Source organism: Streptosporangium sp. NPDC000563 (genome assembly GCF_040299985.1).
Taxonomy (GTDB): Bacteria; Actinomycetota; Actinomycetes; order Streptosporangiales; family Streptosporangiaceae; genus Streptosporangium.
Genome location: NZ_JBEPDA010000037.1, coordinates 34,505 through 53,467, shown reverse-complemented (window position 1 = coordinate 53,467; position 18,963 = coordinate 34,505). Strand labels below are relative to the sequence as shown.

At 72.4% G+C, this 18,963-nt stretch carries 14 protein-coding genes; 6 read left to right on the top strand and 8 right to left on the bottom strand.

The annotated features are described in order from the left end of the window. Positions 1-350: 350 nt before the first annotated feature. The 3 genes from ABT352_RS38630 to ABT352_RS38620 all read left to right on the top strand — a co-directional run bounded on the left by ABT352_RS38630 (position 351) and on the right by ABT352_RS38620 (position 3,324). Positions 351-1,310 carry a sulfotransferase gene (locus ABT352_RS38630; RefSeq protein ID WP_350950015.1) on the top strand — a complete coding sequence of 320 codons (960 nt, stop codon included), beginning with the start codon at positions 351-353 and terminating at the stop codon, positions 1,308-1,310. Beyond that, positions 1,307-2,248, top strand: a complete 942-nt coding sequence (locus ABT352_RS38625) for a glycosyltransferase (protein ID WP_350950014.1) — start codon at positions 1,307-1,309, stop codon at positions 2,246-2,248. Before ABT352_RS38630 ends, ABT352_RS38625 begins: the two co-directional genes overlap by 4 nt. Before the next feature lie 62 nt (positions 2,249-2,310). Next, complete coding sequence (locus ABT352_RS38620; protein WP_350950013.1) at positions 2,311-3,324, top strand: WecB/TagA/CpsF family glycosyltransferase; 1,014 nt, start codon at positions 2,311-2,313, stop codon at positions 3,322-3,324. 155 nt (positions 3,325-3,479) lie between these two features. On the opposite strand, the gene ABT352_RS38615 is transcribed toward ABT352_RS38620, so the two are convergent. Genes ABT352_RS38615 through ABT352_RS38590 form a run of 6 tightly spaced genes read right to left on the bottom strand, consistent with a single transcriptional unit; the run spans position 3,480 to position 10,721 of the window. After that, positions 3,480-4,499: a sulfotransferase gene (locus ABT352_RS38615; protein ID WP_350950012.1), complete on the bottom strand. Its 1,020-nt coding sequence runs from the start codon at positions 4,497-4,499 to the stop codon at positions 3,480-3,482. Between the two features lie 37 nt (positions 4,500-4,536). Further along, positions 4,537-5,883 (bottom strand): lipopolysaccharide biosynthesis protein, encoded by a 1,347-nt coding sequence (locus ABT352_RS38610; RefSeq protein ID WP_350950011.1) that lies wholly within the window; start codon positions 5,881-5,883, stop codon positions 4,537-4,539. Beyond that, positions 5,871-6,755: a sulfotransferase family protein gene (locus tag ABT352_RS38605; RefSeq protein ID WP_350950010.1), complete on the bottom strand. Its 885-nt coding sequence runs from the start codon at positions 6,753-6,755 to the stop codon at positions 5,871-5,873. The genes ABT352_RS38610 and ABT352_RS38605 overlap by 13 nt, the downstream gene beginning before the upstream one ends. Next, a complete protein-coding gene (locus ABT352_RS38600; protein ID WP_350950009.1) occupies positions 6,752-7,858 on the bottom strand; it encodes an NADH-quinone oxidoreductase subunit E in 1,107 nt (368 codons plus the stop codon). The genes ABT352_RS38605 and ABT352_RS38600 overlap by 4 nt, the downstream gene beginning before the upstream one ends. Beyond that, on the bottom strand, positions 7,855-9,147 hold the full coding sequence (locus tag ABT352_RS38595) for an O-antigen ligase family protein (RefSeq protein WP_350950008.1): 1,293 nt from the start codon (positions 9,145-9,147) through the stop codon (positions 7,855-7,857). Before ABT352_RS38595 ends, ABT352_RS38600 begins: the two co-directional genes overlap by 4 nt. Continuing rightward, positions 9,144-10,721, bottom strand: a complete 1,578-nt coding sequence (locus ABT352_RS38590) for a Wzz/FepE/Etk N-terminal domain-containing protein (protein ID WP_350950007.1) — start codon at positions 10,719-10,721, stop codon at positions 9,144-9,146. The genes ABT352_RS38595 and ABT352_RS38590 overlap by 4 nt, the downstream gene beginning before the upstream one ends. A gap of 321 nt (positions 10,722-11,042) precedes the next feature. On the opposite strand from ABT352_RS38590, the gene ABT352_RS38585 reads away from it, so the two are divergent. Beyond that, the gene (locus tag ABT352_RS38585; protein WP_350950006.1) at positions 11,043-12,167 is read left to right on the top strand and encodes a glycoside hydrolase family 26 protein; all 1,125 of its coding nucleotides are present in this window, start codon (positions 11,043-11,045) and stop codon (positions 12,165-12,167) included. A gap of 55 nt (positions 12,168-12,222) precedes the next feature. Here ABT352_RS38585 and cysC read toward each other — a convergent pair whose 3' ends face one another. Together cysC and ABT352_RS38575 are read right to left on the bottom strand one after the other, a co-directional pair. Then, a complete protein-coding gene (gene cysC / locus ABT352_RS38580; RefSeq protein ID WP_350950005.1) occupies positions 12,223-13,452 on the bottom strand; it encodes an adenylyl-sulfate kinase in 1,230 nt (409 codons plus the stop codon). A 122-nt stretch (positions 13,453-13,574) separates the two neighbouring features. Next, positions 13,575-14,303: a class I SAM-dependent methyltransferase gene (locus ABT352_RS38575; RefSeq protein WP_350950004.1), complete on the bottom strand. Its 729-nt coding sequence runs from the start codon at positions 14,301-14,303 to the stop codon at positions 13,575-13,577. Between the two features lie 434 nt (positions 14,304-14,737). Here ABT352_RS38575 and mfd point away from each other — a divergent pair, with 434 nt between their 5' ends. Together mfd and ABT352_RS38565 are read left to right on the top strand one after the other, a co-directional pair. After that, positions 14,738-18,289 carry a transcription-repair coupling factor gene (mfd, locus tag ABT352_RS38570; protein WP_350950003.1) on the top strand — a complete coding sequence of 1,184 codons (3,552 nt, stop codon included), beginning with the start codon at positions 14,738-14,740 and terminating at the stop codon, positions 18,287-18,289. A gap of 27 nt (positions 18,290-18,316) precedes the next feature. Then, positions 18,317-18,961 carry a SurA N-terminal domain-containing protein gene (locus ABT352_RS38565; protein WP_350950002.1) on the top strand — a complete coding sequence of 215 codons (645 nt, stop codon included), beginning with the start codon at positions 18,317-18,319 and terminating at the stop codon, positions 18,959-18,961. Positions 18,962-18,963: the final 2 nt, after the last annotated feature.

Below are 18,963 nucleotides of genomic sequence, written 5' to 3'. Positions count from 1 at the left end.
ACGTGTGCTCTTCCATCTCCTCCCTTCGCGTACGGGAGGGGGCCGTGGCGCGGGCCACGGGCGGTTCGTCGTTCCAGGGGCCGGCCGTGGGTCCGCCCGGCGTCGGATCGCGAGGCCGCGGTCCTCCCCTTCCCCGACCTCCCTGGCCGGTCGCGAGGTCGCGGTCCCTTCCCCGCTCGATCTCCCCGTCGGTCGCGAGGTCGTGGCCACTCCCCGTTCGGTGGCCGGGATTCAGGGGACGGGCGGCGTCGCACCCGTTGGGTAGATCCTTTGTCCGTTCTCCGACCCCTCTGTTACGCTCCGCGCTAGCCTCGACACGTTCCGTATCCGCCGGGTAAGGATTCGTGCCTGTGTCTGATAGTCCGTCACCTGCTCGGGTGGTATTCCTGGGCGGCCTCGGCCGTAGCGGGACCACACTGCTGGAGCGCCTGCTGGGGGAGATCCCGGGCATCGTTCCGCTCGGTGAGGTCGTCCACCTCTGGGCGAGGAGCGCGCTCGCGGACGAGGCATGCGGGTGCGGTGAGCCCTTCGGATCGTGCCCCTTCTGGGAGAAGGTCGGCGAGCGCGCGTTCGGCGGCTGGTCAGAGGGCCTCGCCCACCGGATGATCGCGCTCAGGTCCCGCGTGGACCGCACCCGGCGCATCCCCACGCTGGCGAGGCTCCTCGCCGAGGAGCAGACGGGCACCGGCCGATGGCCGACGCCCGGCACCGCGGAGCTGGACGAGTACGTCGCGATCCACCGCGACCTGTACGACGCGGCGGGCGAGGTCGCCGACTGCCCGGTCGTGATCGACTCCAGCAAGCACGCCTCGCTCGCCTTCTGCCTCGCGGCGGCCGGAGTCGACGTTCAGGTCGTCCACATGGTCCGCGACCCCCGAGCGGTCGCCCACTCCTGGCGGAGGAGGGTCGCCCGTCCCGAGGACGGGCGCCCTATGACCCACTGGTCGCCCTCCCGCACCTCGCTGCACTGGCTGAGCGAGAACCTCGGACTCGAACTCCTCGCCCGCAGGGGCGTCCCGGTCACCCGGGTCCGCTACGAGGACCTGCTCGACACCCCCGCCGACACGCTCAGGCGGGTGGTCGCCAGGATCGGGCTCCCCTGCCGTCTCGACTTCCTCTCGGGCAGGTGGGCGGAACTCTCGACGGCGCACACGGCCTCGGGCAACCCCGTGCGCTTCACGGTCGGCCGCACGGAGCTGACCAGGGACGACAGCTGGCGTGACGTCGCGTCGCCCCGGCAGGCGCGCCTGGTCACCGCGCTGACCTGGCCCCTCATGATCAAATACGGCTATTACCGGAGAATCGCGTGAACACATCGGTGGGTGTCGTCATCCCCACCCGGGGACACCGGCCCGACCAGCTGCGCGCGGCCACGCTCGCCGTGCTCGGCCAGGACCATCCAGGACCCGTCGAGGTCGTCGTCGTCGTGGACGGTGGCGATCCCGCCTGGGTCGCCGACCAGGTGGCCGACCTCCTCGCCAGCCGGGCGGTGACACCCGGCCGGCACGGGCCGTCCTCACGCGGCGTGCGGGTGATGGCCAACCGGTTCACCCCCGGCCTGCCCGGCGCCCGCAACACCGGCATCGCCGCGCTCGGCACCGACCTGGTCGCCTTCTGCGACGACGACGACCAGTGGCTGCCAGGAAAGATCGAGGCCCAGGTCGCCGCGCTGGAGGCGGAGCCGGAGGCGCGTTTCTCCAGCTGCGCCATCGAGGTCGAGTACGGATCGCGGCGCATCGCCCGGCTGGCCGGGACCAGTCGTGTCACCTACCGCCACCTGGTGCGCTCGCGGATGGTGATGGTGCACTCCTCGACGTTCCTGTTCCGGCGAGGCGGCCTCTGGGCGGACGAGAGCGCCCCCGGGGGACAGAACGAGGACTGGGACCTGGCACTGCGCGCCGCGGCCCAGCACCCCATCGTGCACGTCGACCGGCCCCTGGTCCGGGTGCGCTGGGGCGGTTCCTCGTACGTGGCCCGCTGGGCCGACCGGATCGCCGGGCTGCAGTGGATGCTCGCCCGGCACCCTGATCTGGCCGTGGATCCGCGCGGCGCGGCGCGGGTCTACGGTCAGCTCGCCTTCCACCACGCGGCCCTCGGCCAGCGCAGGGAGGCGGGCCGCTGGGCCTGGCGGGCCTTCACCGCCCGCCACGGCGAACCCCGGGCACCCATCGCGCTCGCGGTGGCGACGGGCCTGATCCCCGCGCGGACCCTGCTCAGCGTCCTGCACCACCGGGGACACGGCATCTGATGGCGCCCGTCACCCGGCATCCGCGGGTCGTGCTCCGCCACGGCGCCTTGATCGTTCCGCCCGTGACGAGCCAGGTCGCCGCCGAGCGCCACGACCCACCGTTCGCCCCGCTCCTGACGGTGAAGGCCGTCGAGCGCCCGACGGTGCCTCCCTCCCCGCCCCGCACCGACCACCGGTCCGCGACCACCGGTCACGACTCGGCGCCCGGCCTGCCCGCCGTCGCAGGGCAGGCCGGGACGCCGGTCACCGGGCGGGAGGCTCTCCCGGCCGTCTCCCGCAGGAGGCCCCGACCCGACAAGGCCACCCGCAGGCGTCTGCGCAGGCGCGTGCGGGTGGCGGGGGTCGCGATCGACCCGATGACCGAGGGCGAGGTCGTCGAGCACGTGGTCGCGGCTCTGAAACGCGGAGAGGGCGGCCACCTCGTCACCCCGAACGTCGACATCAGCCGGACCGTCGCCCGCGATCCCCGGGCCCGCCGACTCGTCGAGCGCGCCGATCTCGCGGTGGCGGACGGCATGCCGTTGGTGTGGGCGGCGAGGCTGCTCGGCACCCCTCTCCCCGGCCGGGTCACCGGCGCCGACCTGATCTGGTCCCTGTCGGAGGCCGCCGCCTTCTACCGCCATCCCGTGTATCTCCTGGGCGGTCCCCGGGGCACGGCCGCGCAGGCGGCCCGCGAGCTGGTGGGCCGCCATCCGGAGCTGGTGATCGCCGGGGTCGGCGCCCCGCCCTACGGATTCGAGAACGATCCGAAGAGCTACGCCCGGGTGCGCGACGACGTGATCGCCGCCGCGCCTCGGCTGGTCTTCGTCGGGCTCGGCTTTCCCAGACAGGAGCGCCTCATCGCCTCACTCCGCCGTGACCTGCCGGGCACCTGGTTCGTCGGCTGCGGCTCGGCGATCGCCTTCGCCGCGGGCACCGTGCGGCGGGCACCGGCGTGGATGCGCCGCGGCGGCCTGGAGTGGGTCTTCCGGCTGACGCGGGAGCCGGGCAGGCTCGCCCGCCGCTATCTGGTCGACGACCTGCCGTACGCGCTTCGGCTCCTCACGGTCTCCCTCGTACGCGGCCTCTTCTCCTGAAGCCGTGTCGCCTCGAAGCCGTGGGGGCGTGGGGCTGTGGGGCCGTGTTCTCGTGAGGTCGTGACCCTGTGAGGTCACGCGCCGTGAAGGCATGGGAGTCGTGAAGTTCCGGAGCGCCGGAGCCTCACGACTCCACGGTGTTTCCCGTGCGGACCTCAACGTTCCGCCGAGGCGAGTCTCCTGACCCGGAGGGCCTCCTGCGGGCTCAGCCGAGCGTCGGCCTCGGCGAGGGCGCGGCGCGAGTCCATCGGCCGGTAGGCCGTGCGGGACAGGCCGCTCCAGGCGAAGCCGCCAACGCCTCTCTCCGATGTGCCTGTGCCTGCGCTCATGCCCTCTGATGTGCCGGTGCCGGTGCCCGTGCCCGTGCCTGTGCTTAACGCCTCCGTACTTGATGCCCTGGTGCTTGACGCGCCCGTGCACGCGCGGCGGATACGCGCCTCGGCGCGGGCCGTCCAGGTCAGGCCCGCCCACTCGTACAGGCGGCGAAAGCCCGCCAGGGGCTCGCGGGCCAGGTCCTCGTAGCGGGCGAGCATGATCCCTGGGTGCCGTTCCGCCAGGTCGGCGGCGGTGGTCCCGGCCGCCCGCCACAGGGCCACGGCCTTGGCGACACGGTCCTGGGAGCCGACCAGCGGGCGCAACGCCTCCAGGTGGGGCTGGTCGCGCATCAGCAGCGGCTGTTCGAGCAACTCGTGAAAGTAGACCGTCCAGCCGAGCCGCTGCCAGCTGCCGACGAACGCCACCGGATCGCGCAGCAGAACGATCACACGGCAGCCGAGCCGGTCGGCGAACCACCCGGCGGAGAACAGCGCGAACGGGTCGTCCAGCAGCGCCCGGCGCCCGCCCAGCCGCCCCAGCGTGAACGCGGTGCCGTACCGGACCATCCTCGCCAGGTCGTACGGTGACCGGTTGCGGCGCAGTTCGGCGAGGAACCCGTAGCGCAGCGCGACCGTGCGGGTGAAGGCGGGCAGCCAGGCCCGCTCGTTGTCCGGGCAGATGTACTGGAACCGGTGGCCGACCACGGCGTCGAGGACACCGGGGGAGTGGCCCGGCGGGTGCTCGGGGTTGAGCGGCTCGTTGACGTAGACCAGCTCCCCGCTCGCCGCGAGCATCCTGCCCGTCCAGCTCGTCCCGGTCCTGGGCAGCCCGGTGACCAGTACGGGTGTCACGGTGCCCATCACGTGTCCAGGCTTCCGGAACACCCGGGCCGCGCGGTCATGGCGTCCACCTCGCGTTCAGGGCCGTAGGGGGCGGGGAAGGAAGGGAGGTCATGCCGCCCGCCGGGCGGCCGGGCTGCGGGGTGCCGAAGGGCCGCAGGCCGTACCGGCGGTGGATGTGCCAGAGCGGCAGCAGGTTCTTGACCACCGTGCCCCCCGCCCAGCCGAGGGCGGCACCGAGCGAGCCCAGCGACGGGATGAGCAGCAGGTCCAGCGCCACCACCGTCGCGACGGCGGCGACCAGGTTGGCCAGGCTGGAGCCGGTGTGCCCGGCGGAGGTCAGCACCACGTCGGCCATACCGCACGCCGTGGCGAGCATCATCGTCGCGGCCAGCACGAACGCCACCGGCGCACCGCCGGTGTAACCGTCACCGAAGACGGCGCCGAGCAGCCACGGCGCGAACGCGGCGTATCCCAGCCAGACCGGCCAGGTGAGCAGGACCAGCCAGCGGGTGGCCGACCGGTACAGCTCCCCGGCGCGCGGCAGGTCGCCCTCGGCGAGGGCCCGGACCAGCCTCGGCTGCATGGCCTGCGCGAGTCCCTGACCGGCCAGCTGACCCACGATCTTGAAGCGGGTGGCGGCGGTGTAGACGGCGGCCTCGGCCGGGCCGGCGAGCAGCGCCACGATCACGACGTCCAGCCGCTGGAACACCGCCTGGATCCCGGCAGCCAGCGACCGTGGCCAGGTGTGACGCCACAGCTCGTGCGCGGCGCCCGGCTGCAGGGGCGTCCCGGGCAGCCGCCGCCGCAGCCAGATCGAGGCGAGCAACAGGACCGGCAGGTACGGCAGCGCCCAGGCCGCGGCGAGCAGGGGCACGGAGCCGTGGCCCGCGAGCACCACCGCCCCGACCAGGAGCGACTGGGACACCGGCTGCAGCACCCCGTCCAGCAGCACGGTCGGCCGCATCGAGCCGAACCCGCGGGTCGCGCTCACCACGACACCCGAGCACGTCACCGCGGGCAGGGCGACCGCGAGCACCCGCAGCGCCGGGTCGGAGACGGTGAGGACGACCGCCGCGCCGGCCGCCAGCGAGAGCGCCGCGACCGGGACGAGCGCCGCGCGGACGTAGCCGGAGGCGTGGTGGTGGTCGAGGGACCGGGACCTGGCGATGAAGTGGACCAGCCCGTTCCCCGCGTCCAGCCGCAGGACCGTGGCGGCCGTGAGGCACAGCGCGGTCGCCGAGAAGAAGAGACCGGCCGCCTCCTGCTCCACCCCCCTGGTGACCAGCACGACCGTGAGGAACTGCGCGGCGGCCCCCGTCCCCGCTCCCGCGAGCCCTGCCACCCCGCCCCGCGCGGCCCCGGTCAGGCGGCCCGCCAGGCGGGTGGGGATCAGCGGCGCCACGAAGGCTCCGCGCCCAGCCACGAGGTCAGCAGGGTGTCCTGCTCCTCGAAGTGGGCCCTCAGCTCGCGACGGAGCTTGCGGGGCATGGGACCCGGCCTGGCCCGGCCGTTGTGCCGTTCGAACACCGGCTCACCGAGGTGCGGCAACCCGAGGAACGCCAGCACGCGGTCGTAGGCGAGATCGGGTTCGGCGAAGAACCGGCCGCTGTCGATGACGAGCAGCCGGTCGCGGCCGACCAGCGGCTCCAGCCGGGCGAGTTGCTCGGCGTAGCGGCCCCTGGCGAGATAGGCGTGGTGGCGGTGGGCGAGGTTCGTCGAGTACGGCGAGGTGCGCAGCCGCTCCTCCGCCCCGGCGAGCCGCTCCTCCTCCAGCCGCACGGCCCTGGCGAAGGAGCGCTCCGTCTCGAAGCCCCTCGCCAGCTCGTGGGCGTGCGCGGAGAAGGCCCGCTCGACGGGGTCGCGGACCAGCACGATCAGCTTGGCGCCCGGCAGGTCGCGGGCGATCCTGGGACCGGCCAGTGGATGGAACAGGTAGTAGGGCGACGACTCGAAGGCCTGGGCGGGAAAACCGTACCTGCGGGCCGGCCGGGAGGCCGACACCCGCAGCGGGAAGTGCGCCCGGTACCAGGACAGGTCCCGGTCGTACGCCGTGTCGAAGTAGTGGACGCCCTTGCGCAGGACGGGCTTCAGGATGAGCGGGTGCTGGGACAGGACGCGGTACAGCGAGGTGGTGCCGCAGCGCTGTGCTCCGACGATGAGGAAGGAGGGCAGCACCCGGCTGCGGGAGGTGAGGCGCCCTATCGCCCACGAGGCCGTGTGGACCGAACGCTTCAGCGCGGGTCTCACGGCCTTCACGGCCTTCACAGCCTTCACAGCAGGGTCTCCTGGGAGTCGGCGAGGGGGGTGAGCCAGAGCTCCGGTGGTCCGAGGGGCGCGTGGCCGTCGGCGGCGTGGCGGTCGGCGAGGGCGATCAGGTAGCGGAGCGCGGTGAGCCGGGACTCGGCGGCCGAGAGCCCGAAGGGTGCCAGGATCCGCAGGGACCGTGCCACGCAGGCCCTCGCCGCGGTGGCCGGATCGGCGCGGCGCAGGGCCCGCTGGAAGAAGTGGTGGACGGCGTCGAAGCCCAGCGGGACCCCGGTGCCGAACCGCTCCCAGTCCCAGACCAGCAACCGTCCGTCGGGGCCGCGCGAGATGTTCCACGGCGTCAGGTCACCGTGCCAGGAGAACGACCGCTCTTCGAGCCCTCCGCTTTCAGGAGCCGGGCTCCCTCCGGCGGGGACGCCGAGGGGGGCGTGGCCGGCACGGGCGGGTTTCCCGGTAGGCGGGTCTCCCGCGACGGGATTGCCGAGGGAGGGCCGGCCCGCGCGGGCGGTTTTTCCGGGAGGGGGGTCTCCCGAAGCCGGGTCCGAAGCGGCGGGGGCGCGATCCGGGACGTCGCCCCCGGGGATGCGGGCGATCTCGTCGATCGCGTCGACGAGGATGTCACCCGGTATCCGCCCCCGCCGTACGGGGAGCGGGGTGAGCGCCAGCACGGACAGGCCGCGCCAGGTTCCGTGGTGCAGCACGGCGGGCGGGACGACGGTCTTGAGCGGTACGCCGGCGAGCAGGCCGAGGGTCCGCGCCTCGTGGGAGACGAGCTCCCTGGTCAGGTCGGTGTCGCCGATCTTCACGAAGGCGATCGGCCCGTCGGCGGCGCGCGCCTCCAGGATCGGCTTGCGGTTGGCCCGGCGGGCCGGGCGCACCCGCAGCGTGACACGGACGGCGGTGCCGAACACCTCGCTCAGGTGGCTCTCGATGCCGTCCCGGCCCGAGGACACCGTGACCCTCCCGCCGGGGTGCCACCAGGCGCGGGGGACCAGCCTGCGGGGGAGCAGCCGGTGGGGGAGCAGGGTGTAGGGGCTCGGGTCGCCGGGGCCGGGGAACAGCAGGTCGAGGGTCTGGTCCAGGTAGCGCAGACGGGCGCGGGCGTCGTTCATGAGGCCGTGCTCGCCATCGAGTTTCTCCAGAGCAGTGCGAACGAGACGAGGTACAGGCTGAGCGGTGTGACCAGCCCGTCGTAGACGAACATGTAGAGGAGGGTGAGGATCATCACGAGGACCCCCGCGACGCCGATCGGGCTCCGGTCACGCCAGTGGCGGCGGACGGCCCCGGCGAAGAACGCCACGTAGAGCGCGGCCCCGGTGAAACCCTGCGTGATCATCAGGTGCCAGAGCTGGCCGTCCCCGCCCAGAGGCGGATGGCCGCAGGTGGGGCACCAGCCGCTCTTGCCGGTGGTGATCGTCCGGTGGTTGCCCGTGGCGTTGCGGGTGTTGCCGTACCCGATGAGCGGCGCGGTGCTCGCGGCGGCGAGGGTCGCCGAGACGGTGAAGGCGCGGATGCCGTTGCTGTGCGGGTTGTCGAGCCGCTGGGCCACCATCGCCTGCAGGGGGCTGAGGGCGAACACCAGGGCCCCCGCGGTCAGGGCCGCGCAGGTCGCGACGCGGGCCCGCGTGCCCAGCCGCAGCAGGACGTACGCGGCGGCGACGCCGAGCCCGATCCACAGCCCTCGGTTGAGCGAGTAGACGACGGGGATCGCGGCGAGCGCGACGAGCGGGACGACGGCGAGGCGTCTGCGCGGCCCGCCGTACACCCACCAGCCGACCACGAACCAGACGAGCAGCACCGAGAGGTTGCCACCCCAGGCGTTGGCCCACTCGAACGGCGCCTCGGGGCGCGGCGAGGCGTGGCCGAGGACCTTCTGCATCTGGGCGGCGGTGGGGTGGATCAGGTTGTGGACGAAGGGGTTGCCGCCGATCCAGTCGGGGAGGACCGTCTCGACCGGTGAGGTGAACTCCACGCGCGGGGCGAACACGCCCAGCAGGCCGCCCGCGACGGTCGTGAGGAACAGCGCGCCGAGCATCCGCACGAGGGTGAGCTGCGGCAGCTCCTCCTCCGTCAGGTTGCCCAGATAGAGCACCATGACCAGCAGCGAGACGTACAGGAACAGGCGCATCAGATAGCCGAGGAGCCGCCCGGCGCCGAACTCGCCGTAGGTGCCCGGAGGCATCTCGCCGAGCATGAGCGCGCTGATCAGGTAACCCGCGAGGAGCAGCAGCCAGAGCCCGAAACCGCGCGGCGCCCTGATCGGCCGCCTCCGCCACAGGACCAGTGCCATCGCCGGGGCCACCAAGATCACCGACAGGCCTCCGAAACCGAGCGCCCACCAGATGGGATAGCCCACCAGGAGGGCGGCGATCGGCCAGACGGCCGGACGCGGACACCTCACAGCCTGCGCCCCCTCCGGCCGTCGGCCGTCTGCCCGGTGGTTGGAACGTTCCCGTTGGCCCCGAGCGCGAGCGGCACCTCCGGCCCGTCGGCGGGTCCGCGCGCCCCGTCCCTGTTCGCCTCGGGGGTGAGCCACGACTCCGCCCTCTCGGCCGCCCCGCGTGCGCCGTTCCCGTGCCCTCCGGACGCCTCCGGTCTTTCGGCCGCCCCGCGTGTGCCGTTCCCGTGCCCTCCGGACGTCTTCGGCGCCTCCGGTCTTTCGGCCGCCCGGTGTGCTCCGTTCCCGTACGCCCTGGGCGCCTGCCGCGCCTCCGGTGTGCCGGGGGGTCCGTGCGCTCCCGGCCTGGCGGGTGCCTCCAGGCTCTCGCCCGGCGCTCCGAGCAGGGCGGGTCCGCCCGCCAGGCCGGCCAGAGGCCGGTCGGCCCTTCGCTGGGCGCCCTCGCGGCTCCACCCTCCTCCGGCCCGCGGCGCGGACGCGACCTGCGGGACGTACGGTCCCTGCGATGTCGGTCCCTGTGACGCGTACGGTCCCTGTGGAGCGCGCGCCGCGTGAGAGCCCCGCCCGGCGGGGAGCGAGGGGACGTCGTCGCCGATGACGAACGTGCCGACCACGGGGATCCCGCGATCGTTCAGCGCCCGTACGGCGTGCTTGACCTCGCGCGGGGAGGTGCCGGGTGTCGCGACCACGAGCACCGCGCCCGCCGGGCCGTGCGCCCGGACACCGTCGAGGGTGTCCAGGCCGGTGAGGCGGCCGACGGCTGCGGGGGGCCGCCGGGCGGTGTCGAGGCGGTCGCGGAGCCAGGCGGCGCCGACGCCGCAGATCAGTCCCGCCATGAGGCCGCTGCCCAGGTAGAGGGGAGGGCGGGGGGTGGTGGGTTCGGCCGGCGCCGTCGCCTGGCTGATCACGGAGCCGGGGGTGACGGCGACGGTCTTGAGCGCGTCGTATTTGGAGGTGAGGCTGTGAACCTGCCTGGCGAGGACGTTCTGCCGCTGGAGGGCGAGGGCCCGTTCGGTGGTCCCCCTGCCGAGGCCGGGAAGCTCGGTGGCGACCCTGGTGAGACCCGCGTTGGTCTGCCTCAGCTTGACCAGCACGGCCCTGGTCTGGGCCGCGAGCGTCTGGGCGGAGGACTCGCGGCGCTGGGCGAGGTAGGCGAGGGCGTAGGCGCTCGCTCCCGAGGCCGCGGTCGCCGGGTCGGCGGCGCTGCAGGAGATCTCCAGGACCGAGGTGTTGGGCGGCACCGAGACCTCGGCGGGGCAGGAGAGGCCGTCGAACAACCGCCTCGCCTTCGCCTCGACCACCGCGGACCTGGCCACCTGGGCCTCGGTGTCGAGGTTGAGCGGTTCGCGCTGACGGCTGGTGACCTGGTTGGTCTGTTCCTGCGCTCCGGTAGCGGTCACCAGGACCTGCCCGGAGGCGGTGTAGGAGGGCGGGGTGAGCCACATCAGGGCGATGCCGCCACCGGCTCCGGTGAGGAACAGGGAGAGGACGATCAGCCACCGGCGGCGGAGAAGCGACGCGTAGTCCGCCAGATCCTCGCCTCCGCGGCGGACGGGGGCGTCCGGTGACGGGCTCATGTGTCGCTGGTGCCTCTCCGGCGAACAGACGCTGGGAACCCTTGGAACTATAGGTCGGCTTTCCGTTTCCCCGAACCGATACGCAAGATTTTCTTTGCGTTGGCCGCGCCAATCACAGGGAGATAACAGCGGTTTATCCGATATTTCCTATCGTCCGCGAGGCAGCTGTGGCACGGACCGGCAAAGTCAGGGACGAGGCACGTCCGGGCGATGGGAAGGTGTTCCCCCGTGACGGTCGAGGACGGCCCACGAATGCGTACGCGCGACGGCTGTGAGGAAACGGTGCATCAGACAAATGCTCCTATAGACGTAATTCCGCGAGTGGTAAGAATCGCCGGTTCCGGCCTCGTGCTGGCGCTGGGTCTGGGCACCCTCGCGCTGGGAATCGCCGGGCTGAGCGGAGGCGGCAGGACCTCCAACGCCGTGGACGCCCCGGGTACCGCCGACACGGGGGAGGCCCGTGCCGCGGCGGGCGCCGTCGGCGCCCCGGGAGCACGCGAAGGGCGCTCCCGGGCCGCCTGCGAGGTCGGTGCCAAGCTCGTGCCCTCCTGCGGCGCCTGGTGGGGCATCGCACCCGAGATCTTCACGGGACGGCCGCAGAAGCGGGCCCTGGAGAGGGCCGAGAGACGCATGGGCCGGCCGGCCGACATCATGCACGTCTACCACCGGGGCGACGAGCTCTTCCCGACCCCCGCGGAACGCGCCATCGCCCGTGACCCGGCCGGCCGCAGGCTCCTGCTGATCAACTGGAAGCCGTCCCTCGACCACACCTGGGGGCAGATCGCCCGTGGGGCGCTGGACGAGCGGATCGACCGGCTGGCCGCCCACATCGTGCGAACCTTCCCCGAGCGGTTCTTCCTCACCGTCCACCACGAGCCGGAGGACGACGTACGGGAGGCCCGCGGCAGGGGAATGACGGCGGCCGACTACGCCGCGATGTTCCGCCACGTGGTCAAGCGCCTGCGGCAGGGGGGCGTGACCAACGCGGTCACGGTGATGACCTACATGGGAGCGCCCAACTGGGCGTCGGAACCCTGGTTCGAGAAGCTCTACCCCGGTGACGACGTGGTCGACTGGGTGGCGATGGACCCCTACGTCGACCACAGGGTCCACAGTTTCGACGGGCTGGTGAACAAGACCCGCCCCGAGTTCCCCCGCTGGTCGGGGTTCTACCGCTGGATGGGGGAACGCTTCCCCGACAAGCCCGTCATGCTCGCCGAGTGGGGCGTCTTCGAGCGTCATGACCGGCCGGGGTTCAAGGAGTCGTTCTTCGACTCGGTACGCGGGGAGATCGGCGAATACCCGCGGATCAAGGCTCTGATCTACTTCGACTCGCCGCGCGCCCCCCGTGGCGACACCCGCTTCGACACCACGCCCGGCGGCCGGAGGGCCTTCGGCGAACTCGCCCGCGACCCACGCCTCGACGCCGTCGTCCCCGCCCGCTGACGGCGGCCACCGGGGCGTCCGGCAGGGGCTTCCGGGCCTGGGCGTCGGGGCGGGATCAGCGGATCCAGCCGCCCTGGATCAACGGATCGAGCACCTGGTGCACCGCCCGGTCCACGCTGATGCCGGTGGTGTCGATCTCCAGGTCGGCGTCGTCCGGCTCCTCGTACGGGTCGGAGACGCCGGTGAACTCGGGGATGATCCCCGCGCGGGCCTTGGCGTAGAGGCCCTTGCGGTCGCGGCGCTCGCACTCCTCCAGGGGGGTGGAGACGTGGACGAGCAGGAAGTCGGCGCCGACGGCCTCGACCATCTCCCGTACCTCCTCGCGGGTGGCGGCGTACGGCGCGATGGGCGCGCAGATCGCCAGACCGCCGTGCCTGGCGGCCTCGGCGGCGACGAAACCGATGCGGCGGATGTTGAGGTCGCGATCCTCCTTGGAGAAGGTGAGCCCCGCGGAGAGCAGATGGCGGACCACGTCGCCGTCGAGGTAGGTCACCGTGCGGCTGCCGCGCTCCAGCAGCGCGTCACGCAGCCCTCGGGCGACGGTCGACTTGCCGGAGCCGGACAGGCCGGTGAAGAAGACCACCAGCCCCCGGCGGTGCGGGGGACCGGGAAGCGTCACGGGCTCGGGACCCGCCAGGTGCTCGGTCGCGCCGTAGGCCTCGGCCACGCGCTCGCGCAGCTCCAGGTCGATGGCCGGCTCCCTGGGCGCGAGCGGCACCACCGCGACGAGCGTGCCCTCCGGCAGCCCCTCACGGGCCTTGAGCGCGGCGCGGACCACCGCGGGCCCGCCCTCGCCGTACGCGAGCGGGAGCAGCAGGATCGACGCCTCCAGCTCCCGTGCGGTCGCCGTGATCTCGCCGAGGTCGCCGAGCGGCCCGCGCATGGTGACGGCGAGGACCGACTCCCGCCCGTTCAGCTGCTCGCGGACCCGCGCCGGGGTGAGGCGGAGCCGGGCGAACGGCCCGTGCTCGGGGGCGTCCAGCGCCTCGACAGGCCCGGCGACGAAGCCGTCCGCACGCTCGGTGACGGTGAGCACGGCGAGCGCCGCGCCCTCGGGGTCGCGCAGGGTGATCCGGTCACCGGGGGCGGCCGGGTGGTCGTCGGGAAGGGTGAGGGTGACCGGCGCGGGCCACGGGGTGCCGTCGGCGAGCGCGCCGTGCTCGTCCACGGCGTGCGCGTCGGCCGAGCTCAGGAAGCCCTCCAGCGGCCTGAAGGCGCCGGAGAGCAGCAGCTCAAGGTCGGCCAGCTCGCGGGCGTCTGGGGTCCACTCGAAAGGCGCCGTCATCTGCTCCACCATCGCGGTCGTCGGAACTTTCCTGCTCCGCCCGCTCACGATGGACGACCCCGTCCGGCGAGCCTGGGATCCGGCCGCCCGGTGAAATCCCAGGTGCCCCGGCCCGGTGGATCTCAGATCAACCGGGCGAAGTGACTCTGGGGCTTGCGGATCACCAAAGTTATCTCGTCGTGAGACGCGGGCCGGCTCCCCCTGGAGAGGGCCTCCACCACCGAGCAGGTGGCGCGGGCAAGCTTACCGAGAGGTCCGCGGAGCGCGGGACCACTGGCGGTGGAGATGTCCTCGGTCACCATCAGCCCGCGCACGAGGCAGAACGAGTGCATCCCCTCGCGCGAGGCGATCTGCTCGTAGACGGCGGGCAGCGGGCCCACGGTCCCGGCGGGAACGAACCTGCGCCACAGCCATCGCCGCAGCCCCGTCGGGGTGAGCCGGTCGCACGCCCCGTACGCCGAAGCCCGGTCACGCATCCTCACCAGCAGCAGCCCGCCGGGCCGCAACCCGGTGAGCAGCCGGTCGAGCACCAGCTCGGCGTGCTCGATCCGCTCCAGCAGGAACGGCACGTAGACGACGTCGAACGCCCGCGGGGGCACCGGCACGGAGCGCAGGTCGCCCAGAGCCCAGGAGTCCAGGTCCTTGCGCGCGGACGTGCTCGTACGCAACACGGGCAGGTCCTCGTCGATCCCGATGACCCTGGACTCCGTCTGCGCGAGATCGAGCGGCTCAGGCCATCCGCACCCGGCGATCAGGATGTCGAGCCGCCGGCCGAGCTGGCTGCTCCACTGCTCCTTGATCCGCTGACTCAACAGGTCGTCCTGATCGACGACCGACCTCACCTCTGCCATGTAACCGAGAGTAGTCAAGTCGGCACGATTCGGCTACATGGCGACGCTGCGCGTCGCGGTGAGGCCGCTCTTGTCCGGCTCCTTCCCTCGTCGAGGAAGATCGCTCGTTCCTCACGACCTCCCTCTCCTCAGTCCAGTCGCCGGCGCGGCCTCACGGGTAGTCCCGCAATTGGAGACGCTGGGGCATTGCGGTGAGACGGTTCTTGTCCGGCTCGTGTTGGTTGGCGACGCTGGCGCGTCGCGGTGAGGCCGCTCTTGTCCGGCTCCTTTCCTTGTTGAGGGAGGTCGTTCGTCTCTCGCGGCCTCACGGGCTGGTCCCGCGTATCCGAAGGCCGGAGCACCGGCCCGCTATTCGGTAGCCTTGGGCGGGTACCCCCCGTGTTCTCTCGGCTCGGGGTTGTCGTGTTGCCATCGTGGGGCTGTGGGCGAATCTGATGAGTCTTTCCGGACTTCTGGACCTTGTCGCCGGGGAGCCTGAGCTGGCTTCCCTTCTTCAGGACGTGCGCGGGGGCGACTCGTCCGACGTGTCGCTGGTCGCGCCGCCGGCGTTGCGCCCCTTCGCGGTGGCGGCGCTGGCCAGGGAGGGGGCCAAGGGGGAGGCGAGGACCGTCCTGGCGGTGACCGCCACCGGGCGCGAGGCCGAGGATCTCGCCTCGGCCCTCACCAGCCTCCTGGACGAGAGCACCGTCGCGGTCTTCCCCGCGTGGGAGACGCTTCCGCACGAGCGCCTGTCGCCGCGCAGCGACACCGTGGGGCAGCGTCTGGCGGTGCTGCGCAGGCTCGCCCATCCGGTCGAGGGCGACCACTCGGCGGGGCCGCTGCACGTGGTCGTCGCGCCGATCAGGGCGCTGCTCCAGCCGATCGTCCGGGGGTTGGGCGACCTGCGGCCGGTGCGGCTGCGCGCGGGGGACGACGCAGACCTCGACACGGTCGTCCACAGTCTCGTGGAGAACGGCTACCACCGGGTCGACATGGTGGAGAAGCGCGGCGAGGTCGCGGTGCGGGGCGGCCTGCTCGACGTCTTCCCGCCGACGGAGGAGCACCCGCTCCGGCTGGAGTTCTGGGGTGACACCGTCGAGGAGATCCGCTGGTTCAAGGTCGCCGACCAGCGCTCGCTGGAGGTGGCCGAGGACGGGCTGTTCGCCGCCCCCTGCCGTGAGCTGCTGCTGACCGACGACGTCAGGCAGCGGGCGAGGGAGCTCGCCGAGGCGCATCCCTCGCTGGTGGAGACGCTGGAGCAGCTGGCCGAGGGCGTGCCGGTGGAGGGCATGGAGGCGTTCGCGCCCGTGCTCGCCGGGGAGATGGACCTGCTCATCGACCACCTGCCGAGCCAGTCGGCGATCTTCGTGTGCGACCCGGAGCGGATCCGGGGGCGTGCCGACGAGCTGGTGCGGACGAGTCAGGAGTTCCTGGAGGCGTCCTGGATCAACGCCGCGTCCGGCGGCGAGGCGCCGATCGACCTGGGTGCGGCGGCCTTTCGCGACCTGGAGGAGGTCCGCGACCACGCGCGGCGGCTCGGCCGGCCCTGGTGGTCGCTCGCGCCGTTCGGCGCCGGCGCCGACGGTGACGCCGCCGAGGGCCTCGGCGGGGGTACGGCGCTGCGGGCGCACGAGGTCGAGTCCTACCGTGGCGACACCCAGCGGGCGCTGTCCGACATCAAGGGCTGGCTCGACTCCGATCGGGTCGTCGTCCTGCTGAGCGAGGGCCACGGCCCCGCCGAGCGCATGGTCGAGCTGCTCAAGGGCGTCGACCTGCCCGCGCGCCTGGAGCCGGGGCTCGACGCCGTGCCGGACAGGAAGGTCGTCCACGTCACCACGGGCCTGGTCGAGCACGGGTTCGTGACCCCGGCGCTCGCCGTGCTGACCCACCTGGACCTGGTGGGCCAGAAGGCGTCGACCAAGGACATGCGGCGGCTGCCCTCCCGGCGCCGCAACATGGTCGACCCGCTCCAGCTCAAGGTCGGCGACCACGTCGTGCACGAGCAGCACGGCGTGGGCCGCTACATCGAGATGGTGCAGCGGACCGTGCAGGGCGCCACCCGCGAATACCTGGTGATCGAGTACGCCAAGGGCGACCGGCTCTACGTGCCGACCGACCAGCTCGACGAGGTCACCCGCTACGTCGGCGGCGAGTCGCCCACGCTCAACCGGATGGGCGGCGCCGACTGGGCCAAGGCCAAGACCAAGGCGAAGAAGGCGGTCAAGGAGATCGCCGGAGAGCTGATCCGCCTGTACTCCGCCCGGATGGCCTCGCCGGGACACGCCTTCGCGCCCGACAGCCCCTGGCAGCGGGAGATGGAGGACGCCTTCCCCTACGCCGAGACGGGCGACCAGCTGGAGGCGATCGACGAGGTCAAGCGCGACATGGAGCGCCCGATCCCGATGGACCGGCTGATCTGCGGCGACGTGGGCTACGGCAAGACGGAGATCGCGGTGCGGGCGGCGTTCAAGGCCGTGCAGGACGGCAAGCAGGTGGCGGTCCTGGTGCCGACCACGCTGCTGGTGCAGCAGCACATGTCGACCTTCGCCGAGCGGTTCTCCGGGTTCCCGCTGAACGTCAGGCCGCTGTCGCGGTTCCAGAGCGACGGCGAGGTCTCCGCGACCATGGAGGGTCTGCGGGAGGGCTCGGTCGACGTGGTGATCGGCACGCACCGGCTGTTCTCGCCGGAGGTCAGGTTCAAGCAGCTCGGCCTGATCATCATCGACGAGGAGCAGCGGTTCGGCGTCGAGCACAAGGAGGCGATGAAGCACCTGCGCACCCAGGTCGACGTGCTGGCCATGTCGGCCACCCCGATCCCCCGCACGCTGGAGATGGGCCTCACCGGCATCAGGGAGATGTCCACGATCCTCACCCCGCCCGAGGAGCGGCACCCGATCCTCACCTTCGTCGGCCCGTACGACGAGAAGCAGATCGGCGCCGCGATCCGGCGCGAGCTGATGCGCGACGGTCAGGTCTTCTTCGTCCACAACCGCGTGGCCAGCATCAACAAGGTCGCGGCCATGCTGCGCGAGCTCGTGCCCGAGGCGAGGGTCGCCGTCGCACACGGCCAGATGCAGGAGCACCAGCTGGAGAAGATCATGGTGGGCTTCTGGGAGCGCGACTTCGACGTGCTCGTCTGCACCACGATCGTCGAGTCGGGCCTGGACGTGCCCAACGCCAACACCCTCATCGTCGACCGGGCCGACAACTACGGCCTGTCCCAGCTCCACCAGCTGCGCGGCCGGGTCGGCCGGGGCCGCGAGCGCGGTTACGCCTACTTCCTCTACCCGCCGGAGAAGCCGCTCACCGAGACCGCCCACGAACGCCTCGCCACGATCTCCCAGCACACCGAGATGGGCGCGGGCATGTACGTGGCGATGAAGGACCTGGAGATCCGCGGCGCGGGCAACATCCTGGGCGCCGAGCAGTCGGGCTTCATCGCGGGCGTCGGCTTCGATCTGTACGTGCGCATGATGGCCGAGGCGGTGCAGGAGCAGAAGGCGAAGCTGGCGGGCACCTACCAGGAGGAGGAGCGGCCCGACGTCAAGGTCGAGCTGCCGATCAACGCCCACATCCCGCACGACTACGTCACCTCGGAGCGGCTGAGGCTGGAGGCGTACAAGCGGATCGCCGCGATCGGCTCGGACTCCGACATCGGCGCGGTGCGCGACGAGCTCGTCGACCGGTACGGACGGCCGCCCCAGCCGGTGGAGAACCTGCTGGAGGTCGCCCGTTTCCGCGTCCGCGCCCGCCGCGCCGGGCTCACCGACGTCACCCTGCAGGGGCAGAACATCAGGTTCGCGCCGGTGGACCTGAAGGACTCCCAGCAGGTCAGGCTGCAAAGGCTCTACCCGAAGGCGCTGCTGAAGCAGGCGGCCGGTACGTTGCTGGTGCCGGTGCCCAAGACCAGGCCCCTCGGCGGCCAGCCGCTGCGCGACCTGGATCTGCTCAAGTGGTGCGGTGATCTTGTCGAGGCGATGTTCCTCGAAACCGTGCGGGTAGAGTAAGCGGCGTTTGTCGTGAAGGGAACGCATGTGAAGTCGACTCGAATCCGCGTCATCCTGGCGGTCGTCGCCGCCGGTGTCGCGCTGACCGCCTGCTCTCCGAACCAGGCCGGTGCCGCGGCCATCGTGGGCGGGGAGCGCATCAGCTCGGGCGAGCTGGACAGGAACGTGCGGGAGTACGAGGCGGCGCTGGCCAAGGCCGGCCTGTCCGCCTCGCAGCTGCAGTTCCAGGACAGCGTCCCGCAGCTCGTGCTCTTCCAGCTGGCCAACGCCAAGCAGTACGCGCAGGTCGCGACGAGCAAGGGCATCACGGTCACCGAGGGCGAGGTCGACCAGGTGATCGCGGGCCAGGGAGGCCAGGAGAAGTTCGAGCAGCAGATGCTCCAGCAGGCCGTGGCGCCCTCGCAGGCACGCGAGTTCCTGAAGTCGCAGGTGATGGTCAGCAAGCTCGTCGCCAAGTACGGCGGCGGTACGGACGAGGCCGCCATCCAGCGCGGCCAGAAGCAGGCGCTCCAGGACCTGCAGGCGATGCCGATCACCTGGAACCCCCGGTACGGCAAGCTGAACGAGGAGCGGAGCGAGCAGCAGCCGGGCGTCTTCGCCGACGCCGGCCGTTTCGGCACCGCCGGCGCTCCCGGCCCCGCCGACGCGCCGCCCGCGCCGCCGCAGCAGTAGCT